15 protein-coding genes are annotated in these 16789 nt (G+C 59.4%); 12 read left to right on the top strand and 3 right to left on the bottom strand.

What is annotated here, in order from left to right; translation table 11 throughout:
- The first annotated feature begins 55 nt into the window (after positions 1 to 55).
- From A3C3_RS0100865 to A3C3_RS0100880, 4 genes are read left to right on the top strand one after another with little or no spacing between them, the layout of a single operon-like run.
- Positions 56 to 1063, top strand: coding sequence for an ABC transporter permease (locus A3C3_RS0100865; RefSeq protein WP_028739284.1), 1008 nt, complete (start codon positions 56 to 58; stop codon positions 1061 to 1063).
- Positions 1060 to 1887: an ABC transporter permease gene (locus A3C3_RS0100870; protein ID WP_022712736.1), complete on the top strand. Its 828-nt coding sequence runs from the start codon at positions 1060 to 1062 to the stop codon at positions 1885 to 1887. The genes A3C3_RS0100865 and A3C3_RS0100870 overlap by 4 nt, the downstream gene beginning before the upstream one ends.
- Positions 1880 to 3511, top strand: a complete 1632-nt coding sequence (locus A3C3_RS0100875; RefSeq protein WP_022712737.1) for an ABC transporter ATP-binding protein — start codon at positions 1880 to 1882, stop codon at positions 3509 to 3511. The genes A3C3_RS0100870 and A3C3_RS0100875 overlap by 8 nt, the downstream gene beginning before the upstream one ends.
- Before the next feature lie 60 nt (positions 3512 to 3571).
- Positions 3572 to 5575 carry a CocE/NonD family hydrolase gene (locus A3C3_RS0100880; RefSeq protein ID WP_022712738.1) on the top strand — a complete coding sequence of 668 codons (2004 nt, stop codon included), beginning with the start codon at positions 3572 to 3574 and terminating at the stop codon, positions 5573 to 5575.
- 2 nt (positions 5576 to 5577) lie between these two features.
- Here A3C3_RS0100880 and A3C3_RS0100885 read toward each other — a convergent pair whose 3' ends face one another.
- Positions 5578 to 6474: an alpha/beta hydrolase gene (locus A3C3_RS0100885; protein ID WP_145611661.1), complete on the bottom strand. Its 897-nt coding sequence runs from the start codon at positions 6472 to 6474 to the stop codon at positions 5578 to 5580.
- Between the two features lie 92 nt (positions 6475 to 6566).
- Positions 6567 to 7043, bottom strand: coding sequence for an Lrp/AsnC family transcriptional regulator (locus A3C3_RS0100890; protein WP_022712740.1), 477 nt, complete (start codon positions 7041 to 7043; stop codon positions 6567 to 6569).
- Between the two features lie 102 nt (positions 7044 to 7145).
- On the opposite strand from A3C3_RS0100890, the gene A3C3_RS0100895 reads away from it, so the two are divergent.
- A complete protein-coding gene (locus tag A3C3_RS0100895; protein ID WP_022712741.1) occupies positions 7146 to 7691 on the top strand; it encodes an RBBP9/YdeN family alpha/beta hydrolase in 546 nt (181 codons plus the stop codon).
- Between the two features lie 89 nt (positions 7692 to 7780).
- On the opposite strand, the gene A3C3_RS0100900 is transcribed toward A3C3_RS0100895, so the two are convergent.
- Positions 7781 to 8485 (bottom strand): transcriptional regulator NanR, encoded by a 705-nt coding sequence (locus A3C3_RS0100900; protein ID WP_022712742.1) that lies wholly within the window; start codon positions 8483 to 8485, stop codon positions 7781 to 7783.
- A gap of 176 nt (positions 8486 to 8661) precedes the next feature.
- Here A3C3_RS0100900 and oiaX point away from each other — a divergent pair, with 176 nt between their 5' ends.
- The 7 genes from oiaX (at position 8662) to A3C3_RS0100940 (ending at position 16788) form a co-directional block, all read left to right on the top strand.
- Positions 8662 to 9918 (top strand): 3-oxo-isoapionate-4-phosphate decarboxylase OiaX, encoded by a 1257-nt coding sequence (oiaX, locus tag A3C3_RS0100905; protein ID WP_028739285.1) that lies wholly within the window; start codon positions 8662 to 8664, stop codon positions 9916 to 9918.
- Positions 9919 to 9923: 5 nt separating this feature from the next.
- On the top strand, positions 9924 to 11261 hold the full coding sequence (locus tag A3C3_RS0100910; RefSeq protein WP_022712744.1) for a four-carbon acid sugar kinase family protein: 1338 nt from the start codon (positions 9924 to 9926) through the stop codon (positions 11259 to 11261).
- 354 nt (positions 11262 to 11615) lie between these two features.
- The gene (locus tag A3C3_RS0100920; RefSeq protein WP_022712746.1) at positions 11616 to 12443 is read left to right on the top strand and encodes a phosphogluconate dehydrogenase C-terminal domain-containing protein; all 828 of its coding nucleotides are present in this window, start codon (positions 11616 to 11618) and stop codon (positions 12441 to 12443) included.
- A gap of 76 nt (positions 12444 to 12519) precedes the next feature.
- Positions 12520 to 13461, top strand: coding sequence for a D-ribose ABC transporter substrate-binding protein (locus A3C3_RS0100925; RefSeq protein WP_022712747.1), 942 nt, complete (start codon positions 12520 to 12522; stop codon positions 13459 to 13461).
- Positions 13462 to 13535: 74 nt separating this feature from the next.
- Positions 13536 to 14177: a DUF2291 family protein gene (locus A3C3_RS0100930; protein ID WP_028739286.1), complete on the top strand. Its 642-nt coding sequence runs from the start codon at positions 13536 to 13538 to the stop codon at positions 14175 to 14177.
- Positions 14177 to 15727 carry a sugar ABC transporter ATP-binding protein gene (locus A3C3_RS0100935; protein WP_028739287.1) on the top strand — a complete coding sequence of 517 codons (1551 nt, stop codon included), beginning with the start codon at positions 14177 to 14179 and terminating at the stop codon, positions 15725 to 15727. Before A3C3_RS0100930 ends, A3C3_RS0100935 begins: the two co-directional genes overlap by 1 nt.
- Positions 15724 to 16788 (top strand): ABC transporter permease, encoded by a 1065-nt coding sequence (locus A3C3_RS0100940; RefSeq protein WP_022712750.1) that lies wholly within the window; start codon positions 15724 to 15726, stop codon positions 16786 to 16788. Before A3C3_RS0100935 ends, A3C3_RS0100940 begins: the two co-directional genes overlap by 4 nt.
- Position 16789: the final 1 nt, after the last annotated feature.

A 16789-nucleotide genomic window follows, 5' to 3' on the forward strand; every position in this document is an offset into this window, starting at 1 on the left:
GACCGTGGGAATGCTCCCCGCGGTCCTCCCGACGTTTCAGCACGAGGCCTTTGCCATGTCCAATCCTCCGTCAGGTCACATTTTACCCGGCCTGAGGTTCAAGCAGCGTTTTCCTCTGCTTGCCCTTATTCTCGAGCGCTTCGTGCTCAGCATCATCCTGCTCTTTGCCGTCTCCGTCGTGATCTTCGGAGGCTTGGAAGCGCTGCCTGGCGATTTCGCGACAACCTATCTCGGCCAGTCCGCAACCCCTCAAGCCGTCGCCAATATCCGTCAGGAACTCGGGCTGAACCGTCCGATAACGACGCGCTATTTCGAATGGCTCGGCGATGCCCTGCGGGGTGACTTCGGCTCGTCGTGGGCCAGTAAAAATTCCGTCGGTGAGCAGATCGGCAAGCGTCTTGGCAATTCACTCTTCCTTGCGGGCTTTGCTGCGGTCATCTCGGTCCCGCTTGCCGTCGGTCTCGGTATGCTCGCCGTCCATTTCCGCAACCGTCTGCCGGACAAGATCATCAACATCATCTCGCTAGCGGCGATTTCGCTGCCTGAATTCTTCATCGGCTATCTCCTGATCCTTTTCTTCGCCGTCAAATTCGGCGTCGCGACCTTTCCGGCGACCGTCTATGACAGCATGGGCCTCGTCGACCGACTTAAAGCTATCGCCCTGCCCACGGCGACCCTCGTTCTCGTCGTCCTGGCGCATATGATGCGAATGACGCGCGCTGCCATCCTTTCCGTTATGTCTTCAGCCTATATGGAAACTGCCGAGCTCAAGGGCCTCGGTGCCTTCCGATCAATCGTCAAGCACGCAGCCCCCAACGCGCTGGCGCCGATCATCAATGTGGTGGCGCTCAACCTTGCCTATCTCGTCGTCGGCGTCGTGGTTGTCGAGGTCGTCTTCGTCTATCCCGGCATGGGTCAGTATATGGTCGACGCTGTCACGGTTCGCGACATGCCGGTCGTGCAGGCCTGCGGCCTCATCTTCGCTGCCGTCTATATCTTCCTGAACATGGTGGCCGACATCCTCGCCATCATCGCCAATCCGCGACTGAGGCACCCGCGATGAGATTGCGAAACGTTCCCATCACGGCCTGGATCGGTATGTTCGGCATTGCAACCGCCTTCACTTGCGCGATCTTTGCGCCCTTGCTTGCCCCCTATGGCGAAACGGAAGTGGTCGGCAACGTCTGGCAGATAGCCGATGGCCAGTATTTCTTTGGGCTCGACAATCTCGGCCGCGACATCCTCTCCCGTCTGATCTTTGGCGCCCGCACGACGCTGTTTGTCGCGCTTGCCGCGACGATCATCTCCTTTTCGCTCGGCATCATCTTGAGCTTCACAGCGGCCGTCTCGCGCGGATGGGTCGATATGGTCTTCTCACGATTCAACGATCTGATGATGTCGATCCCGACGCTGATCTTCGCGCTCGTCGTTCTCGCCGTGTTGCCACAGAACCTGATCGTGCTGATTCTCGTGATGGCGATTCTCGATTCCACCCGCGTTTACCGTCTCGGTCGGGCGGTCGCGCTTGATGTCGCCGTCATGGAGTTCGTCGAAGCAGCGAAATTGCGCGGCGAAGGCAAGATCTGGATCATCTTCCGCGAGATCCTGCCAAATACGCTGACACCATTGCTTGCCGAATTTGGCTTGCGCTTCGCCTTCTCGATCCTGTTCTTGTCGACGCTTTCCTTCCTCGGTCTCGGCATTCAGCCGCCGGCTGCCGATTGGGGCGGCATGGTCAAGGATAACAAGGACGGCATCATCTTCGGGATTTCCGCAGCCCTTGTTCCCGGTTCAGCGATCGCAGCTCTTGCCGTCTGCGTCAATCTCGTCGTGGACTGGCTGTTGAAACGTACGTCCAGCCTCAAGGGAGGGCGCGGCGATGCCTGAGCTTCTTTCCGTCCGCAATCTGAAAATCGAAGCGACCAGCTATCCCCCCGGCGAGCCGCCGAAGCGCGTGACGATCGTCGATGACGTGTCCTTCGACCTGAAAAGGGGCAAGGTTCTTGGCCTCATCGGCGAATCCGGCGCAGGCAAATCGACGATCGGGCTTTCTGCCCTGGCCTACGGTCGAGGCGGTGCCGAAATTACAGGCGGCGAGGTTCGTCTCGACGGCCAGAATATTCTCGCACTCAACAGGGACGGTATCCGCCGGATCCGCGGTGCGCGCGTCTGCTATGTCGCACAGTCGGCGGCAGCCGCTTTCAATCCCGCACACCGGCTTGGCGATCAGGTGATCGAGGCCTCGGTGAAACATGGGCTCATGACCAAAGAGGCAGCGAAGGAAAGGGCAATGTACCTATTTCGGGTGCTTGGCCTGCCGAACCCCGAGACCTTTGGAGATCGCTTTCCCCATCAGGTCTCCGGCGGCCAGCTGCAGCGCGCCATGACGGCCATGGCGCTCTGCCCCAATCCCGAACTCATCGTCTTTGACGAGCCGACGACAGCGCTTGACGTCACGACCCAGATCGATGTCCTTGCCGCTATCAAGCACGCGATCGAAAAGACACGCACGGCAGCACTCTACATCACCCACGACCTCGCCGTGGTTGCTCAGATTTCCGACGACATCATGGTGCTGCGCTATGGAAAGCAGGTTGAGTATGGCGGCGTGCAACAGATCATCGAGGCGCCGCGGCAAGAGTATACGCGTGCCCTCGTCAATGTGCGTCAGGCTGCTCGAGAAGAAGCACCCGACCAGTCCGATACGCTCTTGAAGATAGACCATGTGAGCGCTGAATATTCCAACGGCTTCAAGGTACTGCACGATGTCTCGCTGCATGTTCCAAGGGGCCAGACGCTTGCTGTCGTCGGCGAATCCGGTTCCGGTAAGTCGACACTCGCGCGCGTCATCACCGGTCTTCTGCCGCCGAGCGAGGGCAAGGTGACTTTCAACGGCAATGCTTTGACGTCGAATGTCAAAAGTCGCTCGCATGACGATCTGAGGCGCATCCAGCTGATCTACCAGATGGCCGACACGGCGATGAACCCGCGCCAGACCGTGCGCGACATCATCGGCCGGCCACTGACGTTCTATTACGGCCTGCGCGGGGCGGCCAAGACCGCTCGGGTCAAGGAACTGCTCGATCAGATCGAGATGGGCAACGGCTTCATCGATCGCTACCCGGCGGAGCTTTCAGGGGGGCAGAAGCAACGTGTCGCCATTGCGCGGGCACTTGCCGCAAAACCGGAACTCATTCTCTGTGACGAGCCCACTTCAGCGCTCGATCCGCTGGTCGCGGAAGGCATCCTGAACCTTCTTCTGCGGCTGCAGGAAGATACGCAGCTTTCCTACATCTTCATCACCCACGATATCGCCATCGTGCGGGCGATCGCCGACAGCGTTGCAGTGATGCATCGCGGCAAGCTCGTCCGCTTCGGACCAAAAGCCAAGGTGCTCTCCCCGCCATTCGACGACTATACCGATCTCTTGCTCAAATCCGTACCCGAGATGGAGATCGGCTGGCTTGAGCGGGTGCTCACCACACGCAGGATGGAGAGCGCCGGCAACTGAATTCAGGGGGCGGATTGTTCCCATCGGTTCAATTCCTCCGCATTTGCTGACCAGGACACCATGACCGAACGCGGCTTCACGACCATCGAAAACCATTGGATCGCCCTGAAGGACGGTACGCAGCTTGCAGCGCGCATCTGGATGCCCGACGACGCGGTGGCCGATCCCGTCCCGGCAGTCTTCGAGTTCTTGCCTTACCGCAAGCGCGACGGAACCAGCCTTCGTGATGAATCGACCTATCCCGTCTTCGCCGCTGCGGGCATTGCAGGGGTGCGCGTCGACATCAGAGGCTCAGGCGAATCCGACGATGTCATTGACGGCGAATATACCGAGCTCGAACTCGCCAATGCCTGTGAACTGATCGCCTGGATCGCTGCTCAGCCCTGGTCGAACGGTTCTGTCGGCATGATGGGTATCTCCTGGGGCGGTTTTAACAGTCTTCAGGTCGCAGCCCTTCGCCCGCCGGCTCTTAAAGCGATCATCTCCATCGCTTCGACGGTCGATCGTTTTAACGATGACATCCATTACAAGAACGGGTGCCATCTTTCGGCTCAGCTTTCCTGGGCCGCAACCATGCTCGGTTATCAATCACGCCCGCCGGATCCTGCAATCGTCGGCGACCGCTGGAAGGAAATGTGGCTGCAGCGCCTTAAGAACGAACCCTTCTTCATGGAAGAGTGGCTCAAGCATCAGCGCAAGGATGAGTTCTGGCGTCATGGCTCGATTTCGGAAGATTTTTCCCGCGTCGACATTCCCGCACTTGTCATCGCCGGTTGGGCCGATGGCTACCGCAACACGCCGCTGATGGCGGTGGAAGGTCTCGGTGGCAAGGTGAAGGCGCTCATCGGGCCTTGGGTTCACAAATACCCGCATTTCGCCTGGCCAAAGCCACGTACCGACTTTCACGGGGAGGCAATCGCCTGGTGGAACCGCTGGCTGCGTGGCGACAAAAACGGCGCCGATGCGCTGCCGCAAGTGCGCGCCTATATCCTCGACGCCATCCGGCCGGCGCGGCGCCGCGATTTCGACCCCGGCTTCTGGATCGCCAAGGATGTCTGGGAGCCGCCAAAGATGCAGTGCTTTTATGTCGAGCAGTTCGGCCGGCTGACCGAGGGGATGCCGATCCCCCAGGCGCCGGAGCATCCCGTCTATCTCCGTTCACCGCTCGATACTGGCACTGCGTCAGGCGAATATTTCACGCTGAAGCCGGATGCGGAGATGGCTCTCGACCAGCGCGGCGACGATGCAGGGTCCCTCGTTTTCGAGACCGTGCCGATTGCCGAGGACCATGACTATCTCGGCCGGCCGGAACTCACTCTCTCTCTTCGCTCAGAGGCGGCGACCGCCAATCTTTGCGCGCGTCTGGTCGATGTTCATCCCGATGGGACAGCGACACGCATCTCGTTCGGCGTGCTCAACCTTGCTCATCGCGACAGCAATGCCAGGCCGCAAGCGCTGAAGACGGGAGAACGGACCACGGTGCGCGTCGTCCTTGATGCCTGCGGCTATCGCGTCCGCCGCGGTCACCGCATCCGCCTTTCAGTCTCGACTGCCTATTGGCCGCTGATACTGCCGCCTCCGCAAGACGCTGGCGTGAGCATCGATATTGCCTCGATCGGCCTTGCGCTTCCCAAACTCGGCGACCATCAACAGATCGAGATGAAGGCGCCTGACGATCCTGATCCACTTCCGAAGTATGTCGAGCACGTTCCTGCTGCCACGAAAAGACAGGTCGTCCGTGACCTCTGCGCCAATTTTACCCATTATCAGATCCATGAGGACACCGGTCTTTTCGAGCATCCCGAGACCGGGCTTTCGACGCGGCAGCTGAGGCAAGAAGTCTGGTCGATCGCACCCGACGATCCTCTCTCGATGACCGGCACTTCAACGTGGACATGTGACATGCAGCGGCCCGGCTGGTCTGTCCGCACCGTGTCGACGGCCAGCATCTCCTGCACAAAGACGAGTTGGATGATCCGCGCCGTTGTCACGGCCTATGAAGGCGAGACTCAGGTCTTTGAAAAGATCTTCTCAGAAAAGCAGATCCCGCGGGACCTGATGTAATGTCATGCTGCAGCAAAGCGGCTGGCGGCCTCGCACACTGCCCGAAAGCCCAGGCGGGCTCCATCGCTCATATGACGCGCTCTGAGCCAGGCGTGCACCAATTGCGGCTCTTCGCGGAACCAGACCTCCACACCGGCCTTCGCAAGCTTGGCCGCGTAGTGGCGGCCATCGTCGCGCAGCGGATCGAAATGAGCGACGGTGATAAAGGCGGGCGGCAGCTCCGCAAATGAGGCGGCGGCAAGGGGTTCGGCGACAGGATCGCCTGGCGGAGCCTTCAGGCTTGTGCGGTAATAGGCGACGTCCGACGTTCTCAGCCCCGGTGCATTTTCCATTTCACTGTAGGAACCGGATACAAGGTCTCCACCAAGCGTCGGATAGATCAGCACCTGGCCAGCAATGCCGAGCAATCGCTGCTGCCGCGCTCTGATCGCCAATCCAGCGGCAAGATTGCCGCCAGCACTGTCGCCGATCAGCACGACCTGCCTGCCTGAGACGAGCAGGTGTTTCAACACCTCGAAACAATCATCCGTTTGCGCCGGCCATCGATATTCGGGCGCAAGGCGATAATCGACCGAAATGAGTTCGGCACCGGCAAAATCAGCAATCTCGGCGCAGATCGCATGATGGCTCTCAAGCGATCCCACCACAAAGCCGCCGCCATGCAGATAAAGCAGGACAGTCTCTGTCCTGATCGCCTTCGGCCGATAACGCCGTGTCGCGATCCTGTCGAGAACGAGGGCATCTTCAGTCGTCAGTCCCTCAGGCAGGGGCTGGTCGAAACGCGCACACAGAGCATCGTACCATTGCCTTTGCTGGGAAATGGGAGCCGCCACCGCATCAGCGGGATAGAAGCTGTCACAGATTGCGAGGAACTGCAAAATCCCTGTCTCTGTCGGCATCGGTTGCTGCACAGGCATACCTCTTCTCGGTCGACGTTGCGTCCGTTTTTTGCTCTGGTAAAATCCGCTTGATCGGCTTTGTGCTGGAATTCCTAAACCCGGTGGATCAGCGTGCGCCCGATGAATTTCGGCGGCTCGCCGCGCAAAACGAGGGACGTTGTTACGGCCCCGAACCTCGCGATTGAATCCACGATCGTCTCGAGGTCTCCCGGTGACGGGACCAGAACCTTCAAGAAAAAGCAGTCCTCTCCCGTCAGCCGCAGCACTTCTATGACATGCGGCATTTCGGAAAATTGCTTCAGACATGCGCGGATGTGCTCATGCGTCGTGCGAAGGCGCACGACCGCCATCATTCCCAATCCCAGCCGGGCGGCATCGATACGTGCTCCGTATCCGGCGATGATCCCACGGTCTTCCAGCCGCTTTACCCTCTCCGACGTCGCCGGTTGAGACAATCCAATCTTGCGCCCAAGTTCCGAAATCGCAATCCGTCCGTCCTCCTGCAATGCTTCAATAATGGCAATATCGGTCGGATCGAGCAGGAAGCGGCCGTTTTGGGCGGGTGTCATGCTTTGACCTTTAGTTCATCGGAAATCGGATGTGTTTTCCGATGATTGCCTATTCCAGAGACAGATGGAAGACGCCATCTTCCCGGCGTGAAAGGAGAAAACATGGCCGACATCATCATTCTGCCCGGTATTGGAGGATCAGGGGAGACACATTGGCAAACGCATTGGGAGCGGACAAATCCCCGGGCGATCCGTTTTCAACCGAAGAGCTGGGATAAGCCGGATTTACCGGACTGGGCCGCAGCGCTGGAGCGAACCGTCGCCGCCACCAAAAATGCGCCGCTGCTGGTGGCGCACAGCCTGGCGTGCCTTCTGGTCGTCCATTGGCAGCGCATTTCTTCTCTTCCCGTAGCAGGCGCCTTTCTTGTGGCAGTTCCCGATCCACAGTCCGATGCCTTTCCAGCGGAGGCTGCCGGTTTCGGCGGCCCACCTGAAGGCAAGCTCCGTTTTCCCTCTCTCGTCATTGCAAGTGCTGATGATCCTTATGGCAAGATTGAATATGCCCGGATGCGGGCGGCCGAATGGGGCAGCCACATTGTCGAGGTCGGAGCGGTCGGCCATATCAACGGCCGCAGTGGGCTTGAGGACTGGCCGAGTGGGCTAGCCCTGTTCCAGGCCTTTGCCGCGAGCATTTCCAAGAGAGCATGAGCAAGCGACTGCTGCCGAGTGGCGGCTCCAACGAACCTTCATCCGTAAGGCCGCTCGGATATCTGTAGTGATGAAGCCACGTGAGTGAACTATTTCGTGTAGAGCGCCCGCGAGCGTTCGAGATGCTTCAGAACCGCTGCCTCAGCACCATCGGCGTCGTTTGCGGCAAGCCGCTCAAGGATTTCCTCGTGCTCGACCAGTGTAAGCTTTTCCTTACCGGTCCAGATGAGCATTTCGGTGTGATATTCCTTCAGCCATGCGAGCATTGCCTCACTCACTGCGACGAATATCGGATTGCCGGAAATCTGAGCGATGCGCGTATGAAACTGCATATCCGCGGCGATGAATTCTTCTGCATGGCCCAATGCGCGGCGCTGGCGGTCGATAATGTCGCGAAGCTCGTCGACGTCGCTCTGCTTGGTACGTTGAGCGGCCTCCCGCGCCATGCCCCGTTCGAAGAAAATTCGGGCGCTCTTCAGATGCTCCAGGGAATCGGCCGACTGGGACAGCATGATCTTCGCGGTCAAATCGACCTGACGGAAGATCGATCGAGCCGTCAGTTGCAGTACCTTGGCTCGTTCACCATGGGAAATGTTCACGAGCCCCTTATTGGCAAGTGACTGCATCGCTTCGCGGATTGCAGGACGACCAACGCCAAAGCGCTCCATGAGAACGCGTTCGGACGGCATTTCATCGCCAGGCTGAAGTTCGCCTGACGTAATCATCCGCTCGAGTCGATCAAACACTTCGTCGGACAGTTTCCGGCGGACGATCTGTTCGATGGGTTGTGTCATGAGGTCTCGCTGGCTCAAAATGTCTCCTCCTACCATCTTCCATGCCGAGAACAAAGCTCAGCCCGAAATTCGCGCATCGAAAGATTCCACTTTTCATCAATTGGAATACTCATTATACCACATCATAAGTTGACGCCATGACAATCGTTCGTGGCGAGAGGAGCAACCTGCACGTCATGATGATTACGCTGACCTACCGCATCGAGACGCCTGGGAGCGTCGAATCAATGGCGGACAAGATCGCAAGCGACCAGTCGACCGGAACCTTCGTGCCCGTTCCGGGTGAAACCGAGGAGCTGAAATCGCGTGTCGCCGCTCGAGTGCTGGCGATCCGCCGCCTCGGCGATGCAGGCCGTCCAACATGGCCGGAGGTTGGCCCCGGCACTCTGCTCCACCGCGCCGATGTCGACATCGCCTTCCCGCTGGACGCGATCGGCACAGATCTTTCGGCCCTGATGACCATCGCGATCGGAGGCGTCTATTCCATCAAGGGCATGACCGGCATTCGCATCGTCGACATGAAGCTGCCGGACGCCTTCAAGGATGCCCATCCAGGACCGCAGTTCGGCATTCCTGGAAGTCGCCGCCTGACCGGGGTAGAAGCCCGTCCGATCATCGGAACGATCGTCAAGCCGGCCCTTGGCCTGCGGCCGCACGAAACGGCGGAGCTTGTCGGCGAACTCATCAAATCCGGTGTCGACTTCATCAAGGATGACGAGAAGCTGATGAGCCCGGCCTATTCGCCGCTCAAGGATCGTGTCGCAGCGATCATGCCGCGTATTCTGGATCACCAACAGAAGACCGGCAAGAAGGTCATGTATGCATTCGGCATCTCGCATGCCGACCCCGACGAAATGATGCGCAACCACGACATCGTCGCCAAGGCCGGCGGCAACTGCGCCGTCGTCAACATCAACTCGATCGGCTTCGGCGGTATGTGTTTTCTTCGAAAGCGTTCCAATCTGGTGCTGCATGCGCATCGCAACGGTTGGGACGTGCTGACGCGCGACCCTGGCGCCGGCATGGACTTCAAGGTCTACCAGCAATTTTGGCGACTGCTCGGCGTCGACCAGTTCCAGATCAACGGCATCCGGGTAAAATACTGGGAACCGGACGAAAGCTTCATTGCATCGTTCAAGGCCGTCACCACGCCGCTCTTCGACGCCTCCGATCGCCCGCTTCCGGTTGCTGGATCCGGTCAGTGGGGAGGACAGGCCCCGGAGACCTACCAACGAACCGGCCGTACCACCGACCTTCTCTACCTTTGCGGCGGCGGCATCGTCAGTCATCCCGGCGGACCGGCGGCCGGCGTTCGGGCGGTACAGCAGGCCTGGCAGGCCGCAGTCGCCGACATACCACTGGAGGCCTACGCGAAGGATCATCCGGAACTTGCGGCTTCCATTGCAAAATTCAGTGACGGAAAAGGCGCCTGATCGCGATGGACAAGCTTCTCGTCAGCTACTACGGCGATGACTTTACCGGCTCCACCGATGTCATGGAAGCCTTGGCGTCGAACGGCATTGCGACTGCGCTCTTTCTCGACATCCCTACGCCCGAAATTCTTGCCCGCTTCAAGGGTTGCCAGGCGATCGGCATTGCCGGAACAAGCCGCAGCGAGACACCCGCATGGATGCAACAGCACCTGACGCCCGCTTTCGAATGGCTGAAGTCTCTGGGCGCCGAGATATGCCACTACAAGGTCTGCTCGACCTTCGATTCCAGTGCTGAGATCGGCAGCATCGGCAAGGCGATCGAAATCGGCCGGACGACGTTCGCTCAGTCCGTTGTACCTGTCATCGTTGGTGCGCCGCAATTGAAGCGTTATACCGCCTTCGGCAACCTTTTTGCCGCCTACCAGGGCCGTATCTATCGCATCGACCGGCACCCGGTGATGAGTTGCCATCCGGTGACTCCGATGGATGAGGCCGACCTTGCCGTCCACCTGGCAAAGCAAACCCGCGTTCCCGTTGCAGTCGCCGATCTTGTTGTGCTCACATCCGCAAACGCCGACGCGTGTATCGACGAACTCGCGTCGGTTTCGGACGGGATTGTGCTCATCGATGTCGAATCCGAGTCAACGCAGGTGGCTGCAGGTAAACAGCTACTCCGTCTTACCAGCAAATCCTCGAGTTTCGTTGCCGGCTCGTCGGGGGTCGAATACGCGCTTCTCAGTGCCTGGCGGCGAAACGGCGTTATCGGCGAAAGCAGCATCGAGTTTGCCGATGTCGGCCCGGTTGACCGCCTCGCCGTCGTGTCCGGCAGCGTATCTGCGACGACCGAGCGCCAAATCCGAAATGCGGTCCATGACGGCTTTGAAAGCATTGCACTCGACCCTCTTGCACTGGTGTCGGAAGATAGCGAACGCTCGGCGGATGAAGCGGTACAGGCCGGCACTCGAAAGCTGAGAGAGGGAAAGAGCGTCATTTTCTATACCGCCCTTGGCCCTTCGGCGAACGTTGGCATCCACATCGACATGGTCCCGGGCGCTCGTCACAAGCTCGGAAGTGTGCTGGGCTCGGTCTTGCGCCGTTTGATCGAGAGCGAAGGGCTTTCGCGTGCGGTCATTGCCGGGGGCGATACCTCCAGTCACGCACTCAGGCAGTTGAGGATCGACGCTCTGACGACGCTTCTTCCGCTTCCCCACACGCCGGGTTCTCCGCTTTGCCTCGCGCATGGCAGCTATGAGCCGACGAATGGCCTGCAGATCGCTCTTAAGGGCGGCCAGGTCGGATCCGACGGCTATTTCGCGCAGATCCGCGATGGAAGGAAGAACTGAGATGAGCTTCTGGGTCGGCACCGGCTTTAACATGAACAAGCCGACGAAGCGCTCGCCGTCGCGCCCATTGCCGATGCGGACCGTGAACGTGACATTCGCATCCAGCGGTTCGTCATGCCTTCCTTCGCCGTTCGCAAGGTCGGCGCCCAGAACATGCGCTGGGAGGAGCCCGGCGTGTGGACGGGCGAAGCCTGGCCCGAATTCGATCCTTCTGGCCCTTCGGCTGAAAATGTACGGGCGATTGATCGGCTCAACAAAGAAAACCATGCGCCGTGATGTTTTATTGGTGATATGGTGATTGACTCATTATACCAGTATATGATCCTATCAGACTTGAGAACAGGTGAGGGAAATATGACTAGAATTGCCCTATTCGGCGCAGGCGGAAAAATGGGATATCGGCTCGCCAAGAACCTCAAGGGTTCGCGTTTCGACGTGCGCCATGTTGAGGTTAGCGACGCCGGCAAAGTCCGACTGAAGAATGACCTCAATCTCGAATGCATGCCGGTCGATGCCGCCCTTGATGGCGCGGAGGCGGTCATCCTTGCCGTGCCGGACACGGCGATTGGAAAAGTCGCGGCAGGCATCGTCGACAAGCTCAAGCCCGGCACCATGGTCGTGGCCCTGGACGCTGCGGCTCCCTTTGCCGGTCATCTGCCAAAGCGCGACGATCTCACCTATTTTGTCACCCATCCCTGCCATCCGCCAATTTTCAATGATGAGACGGAGATGCAGGCAAAGAAGGACCATTTCGGGGGGTTGTTCGCCAAGCAGCACATTGTTTCGGCGCTGATGCAGGGACCAGAAAGCGCATACGCGCTCGGCGAGGAGATCGCCAAGATCATCTGGGCGCCCGTCATGCGCTCGCACCGGGTTACGGTCGACCAACTTGCAATGCTCGAACCTGGCTTGTCGGAAACCGTCTGCGCATCGCTGCTCGTCGTCATGCGACAGGCCATGGACGAATGCGTCGCGCGCGGCGTGCCTGAGGAAGCCGCCCGCGACTTCCTGCTCGGCCATATGAACGTGCTCGGCGCGGTCATCTTCAAGGAAGTTGACGGCGTGTTTTCGGATGCCTGCAACAAGGCAATCGAGTTCGGCATCCCTGCGCTGATGCGCGAAGACTGGAAGAAGGTATTCGAACCACAGGAGATCGCCGAAAGCATCCGGCGTATCACCTGAACTGGCTTGGGGAGGCAACGCCTCCCCTCAACCGCCCCAAGGGAGACGGGGCGCTATTCACACCCGGGAGGAGAAAATGAGACTAACACGTAAATTGACAATTGCGGCCTTCGCCGGCGCACTCGCGCTCGCAACGGCCATTCCGGCATATTCGGCCGACCTAATCGCCATCATCACGCCGGCCCATGACAATCCCTTCTTCAAGGCCGAAGCCGTCGGCGCTGAGGCCAAGGCGAAGGAACTTGGCTACGAGGCCCTTGTCATGACGCATGACGATGACGCCAACAAGCAGTCCGAAATGATCGACACCGCAATCGGAAGGGGCGCCAAGGCCATCATCCTCGATAATGCCGGCGCAGACGCCTCTGTCGCGGCCGTCAAGAAGGCCAAGGATGCGGGCATCCCCTCTTTCCTGATCGACCGTGAAATCAATGCGACGGGGGTCGCCGTTGCCCAGATCGTTTCCAACAACTACCAGGGTGCCCAGCTTGGCGCGCAGGAGTTCGTCAAGTTGATGGGTGAAAAGGGCAATTATGTCGAGCTAGTGGGCAAGGAGTCCGACACCAATGCCGGCATCCGCTCCCAGGGATACCATGACGTCATCGACGACTATCCGGACCTGAAACTGGTCGCCAAGCAGTCGGCGAACTGGAGCCAGACGGAAGCCTATTCGAAGATGGAGACAATCCTCCAGGCCAATCCCGACATCAAGGGCGTGATTTCGGGCAACGACACGATGGCCATGGGCGCGATCGCAGCCCTCCAGGCTGCCGGTCGCAAGGACGTGATCGTCGTCGGCTTTGACGGTTCCAACGATGTCCGGGACTCCATCAAATCCGACGGTATCAAGGCGACCGTCCTGCAGCCGGCCTATGCCCAGGCGCAATTGGCCGTCGAACAGGCAGACGCCTACATCAAGAACAAGACGACACCCAAGGAAGAAAAGCAGCTCATGGACTGCGTTCTCGTTAACGCCGACAACGCTGACAAACTCGAGACCTTCGCGCTCACGAACTAACCGCAGCCGTGTCTTGCAAAGGGCGCAGCACTGCGCCCTTTGCAGTGCATATTGTATGACTCGAGGTTTATTGCATGTTGAGAATGAAGGGCGCTCTGCTCGCTGCTGTCGTGGCGGCCGCCTTGCCCGGTTGCAAGATCATCAAGACGCCGACCGCAGAGGAAAAGGCGGCTGCAGCGGCCAAGACCGCCTTCGACCCGGATGCAAAGGTCGAGGCAATCTGGCAGCCCAAGGTCGTACCCTATTTCGAGAAGCGCGCAGGCGAACTGAAGGAAGTCTTGCAGCTGGCCACCTCCAGCCCAGACCAGGCGGGAGAGAGATATGGCAACCCGCGCAAGCAGAGCAGCTCGCCGTGGACCTATGCGGTGAAATTCACCGGCAAGGTCATTGCCGCCGACACGGCATCGCGTGCAGCAACGCTCGATGTCGACGCCGATGGCGACGGAAAGGCCGACGCAAAGCTCCAGATCGGGCCGGCTCTGCGCGGCACAGCGTTGCGCGACACGCTCGCCTTCGTCAATTTCAACGAATTCAAGAACCAGATCGAGTGGGCGCAGTTTGGCAAGGCGTTCAACGAGAAGGCCAATACGGCCTTCCTGTCCGCTATCCCCCGCGACGACCTGGCCGGCAAGACAGTGACCGTCATCGGGGCCTTCCCTCTGCCAAACAGCGGACAGCTTCCACTTGTCACGCCTTGCCGACTGACGGTGTCATGATGACGGCGAGCGCCACGCCGAAGGACGACATTATCCTGCGCCTCGACGACGTGTCGAAGGTCTATTCCGGCATCGTCGCGGTCAAGCGCGCCAATCTCGAGCTGCACAGAGGTGCCGTTAACGTCCTGGTCGGCGAAAACGGCGCGGGCAAATCAACGCTGATGAAGATCATCGCCGGGGTCGAGCGCCCGACGCTCGGCCGCATCATCCTGGATGGTGAGCCGGTCTCGTTCGGGAGCCCGGCGGATGCGCAAGCTTTCGGAATCGGCATGATCTTTCAAGAACTCAATCTCTTCGCCAACATGTCGGTCGCGGAGAACATCTTCGCCACTCGCGAGATCACACGCGGCCTGTTCGGCATCGACCACAAGGCACAGGCCGCGAAAGCCAATGAATTTCTGAAGCGTCTGGATGCCGGAATCGAGGCCGAAGCGATGGTCGAGGATCTGCCGATTGGCCAGCAGCAGCTCGTCGAAATCGCCAAGGCGATGTCGCTGAATGCGCGCATCCTGATCATGGACGAACCAACCTCTGCCCTCTCGGCCGCCGAAGTCGAAGTTCTCTTTAAGGTGATTGCGGAGTTGAAGGCTCAGGGGGTGGCGATCGTCTACATTTCACACCGGCTTGAAGAGCTGATGCGCATCGGCGATTACATTACTGTGCTGCGCGACGGCCAGATTACCGGCCAGGCAATGGTTCGCGATATCGATACACGCTGGATCGTGCGCTCCATGATCGGCTCTGATGCTAAGGATTTCGCAAAGTCGGCAGATCACGCCGTCGGAGACGAGGTCTTCCGCGCCGAAAACATCAGCCTGCCGCGACCGACGGGCGGGCTTGCGGTCGACAACGTCTCGCTTTCCGTCAAAGCGGGTGAAATTCTCGGCATCTATGGTCTCATGGGCGCCGGGCGCAGCGAATTCTTCGAATGCGTGATCGGACGTCACCTGCATTCGACGGGCAAGATCTTCATCGAAGGCAAGGAAGTCCGCGCCCGCGATACCACCAGGCGTATCCGCCGCGGCCTTGCGCTCATTCCGGAAGACCGGCAGCGGGAGGGACTGGTCCAGGTGCTCTCCATCGCCTCCAACCTGACCTTGGCAAGCCTTGGTCGCTTTACCCGCCTCTTCCATATCGACAGCGGCGCCGAGAAGAACGCCATTCGCGATGCTATACGGGACCTCTCGATCAAGGCGCCCAACCCGGATTTTGAAGTAACCTCGATGTCGGGCGGCAACCAGCAGAAGGTGGTGATCGGCAAGGCGCTGATGACCAACCCAAAAGTGCTTTTGATGGACGAGCCAAGCCGCGGCATCGATGTAGGCGCCAAGGCCGATGTCTTCCGCACCATGCGCCGGCTGGCGGCGAACGGGCTCGCCATTCTGTTTTCGACTTCTGACCTCGAAGAGGTCATGGCGCTTTCCGATCGCATCGCGGTCTTGAGCAACGGCCAACTGGTGGCCGTTTTCGACCGCAGCGAGGCAAAGGAAGAAGCTATTGTCCAGGCTTCGGCCAAGGGACATGGACATCAAGGGAAACACCCGTCATGACGGCCGCTACTTCATCCACCTCATCGCCGGCGAGCGCCAACGGCTCTTTCCTCCTGACGCTGATGAAGCTCAGGACCTTCATCGCGCTCTTCGCCGTCATCGTCTTCTTCGCGATCTTCGCACCGAACTTCACCTCGACTGCGAACATGATCCTGATGTCAAAACACGTCGCGCTCAATGCCTTCCTGGCGATGGGCATGACGTTCGTCATCATCACCGGCGGCATCGACCTGTCGGTCGGATCGATCGTCGGGCTTTGCGGCATGGTCGCCGGCGGTTTGATCCTTTACGGCATCGAGCTGCCAATCGGCTACACCATCTATTTCAACCTCTTCGAGATCGTTTTGATCACGCTTTCGATTGGCCTCATCATCGGTCTGATCAACGGGCTGCTCATTACGAAGCTCAACGTTGCCCCGTTCATCGCGACGCTCGGCACCCTTTATATCGCCCGCGGTCTCGCGCTGCTTTCCTCAGACGGTCAGACCTTTCCGAACCTTGTCGGCCGGCCTGAATATGCCACGACCGGCTTCGACTTCTTTGGCGCAGGTCGGGTGCTCGGCTTGCCGGTATCGATCTGGATCCTCATCGCGCTCGCCTTGCTTGCAGCTTATGTCGCGCGCTCGACGCCGATCGGCCGTCATATCTTCGCCGTCGGTGGCAACGAGCGCGCAGCGCGCATGTCGGGGATCCGCGTCGATCTCGTGAAAATCTTCGTTTATATGTTCTCCGGCCTTTGCGCCGCCATCGTCGGCGTCGTCATCTCATCGGAACTTATGGCCTCGCACCCGGCGACTGGTGAGAGCTTCGAACTCAACGCGATCGCTGCGGCGGTTCTTGGCGGAACATCGATGTCGGGCGGCCGCGGGACGATCGGCGGAACGATTATTGGCGCCTTCGTCATAGGCATCCTGTCGGACGGGCTGGTGATGATGGGCGTCTCGTCCTTCTGGCAGATGGTCATCAAGGGACTGGTGATTATCATTGCCGTGGTTGTCGATCAGGCCCAGCGTCGACTGCAGCAACGCGTTACTCTCATGCAGATGGCAAAGGCGGGTTGAA

This window comes from Rhizobium mongolense USDA 1844 (assembly GCF_000419765.1).
Classification (GTDB): domain Bacteria; phylum Pseudomonadota; class Alphaproteobacteria; order Rhizobiales; family Rhizobiaceae; genus Rhizobium; species Rhizobium mongolense.

Bases quoted from the DNA above. Each gene is read 5' to 3' on its own strand.
- A3C3_RS0100865 (WP_028739284.1), top strand. From the start codon at position 56: ATGTCCAATCCTCCGTCAGGTCACATTTTACCCGGCCTGAGGTTCAAG.
- A3C3_RS0100870 (WP_022712736.1), top strand. From the start codon at position 1,060: ATGAGATTGCGAAACGTTCCCATCACGGCCTGGATCGGTATGTTCGGC.
- A3C3_RS0100875 (WP_022712737.1), top strand. From the start codon at position 1,880: ATGCCTGAGCTTCTTTCCGTCCGCAATCTGAAAATCGAAGCGACCAGC.
- A3C3_RS0100880 (WP_022712738.1), top strand. From the start codon at position 3,572: ATGACCGAACGCGGCTTCACGACCATCGAAAACCATTGGATCGCCCTG.
- A3C3_RS0100885 (WP_145611661.1), bottom strand. From the start codon at position 6,474: ATGCCGACAGAGACAGGGATTTTGCAGTTCCTCGCAATCTGTGACAGC.
- A3C3_RS0100890 (WP_022712740.1), bottom strand. From the start codon at position 7,043: ATGACACCCGCCCAAAACGGCCGCTTCCTGCTCGATCCGACCGATATT.
- A3C3_RS0100895 (WP_022712741.1), top strand. From the start codon at position 7,146: ATGGCCGACATCATCATTCTGCCCGGTATTGGAGGATCAGGGGAGACA.
- A3C3_RS0100900 (WP_022712742.1), bottom strand. From the start codon at position 8,485: ATGACACAACCCATCGAACAGATCGTCCGCCGGAAACTGTCCGACGAA.
- oiaX (WP_028739285.1), top strand. From the start codon at position 8,662: ATGATGATTACGCTGACCTACCGCATCGAGACGCCTGGGAGCGTCGAA.
- A3C3_RS0100910 (WP_022712744.1), top strand. From the start codon at position 9,924: ATGGACAAGCTTCTCGTCAGCTACTACGGCGATGACTTTACCGGCTCC.
- A3C3_RS0100920 (WP_022712746.1), top strand. From the start codon at position 11,616: ATGACTAGAATTGCCCTATTCGGCGCAGGCGGAAAAATGGGATATCGG.
- A3C3_RS0100925 (WP_022712747.1), top strand. From the start codon at position 12,520: ATGAGACTAACACGTAAATTGACAATTGCGGCCTTCGCCGGCGCACTC.
- A3C3_RS0100930 (WP_028739286.1), top strand. From the start codon at position 13,536: ATGTTGAGAATGAAGGGCGCTCTGCTCGCTGCTGTCGTGGCGGCCGCC.
- A3C3_RS0100935 (WP_028739287.1), top strand. From the start codon at position 14,177: ATGACGGCGAGCGCCACGCCGAAGGACGACATTATCCTGCGCCTCGAC.
- A3C3_RS0100940 (WP_022712750.1), top strand. From the start codon at position 15,724: ATGACGGCCGCTACTTCATCCACCTCATCGCCGGCGAGCGCCAACGGC.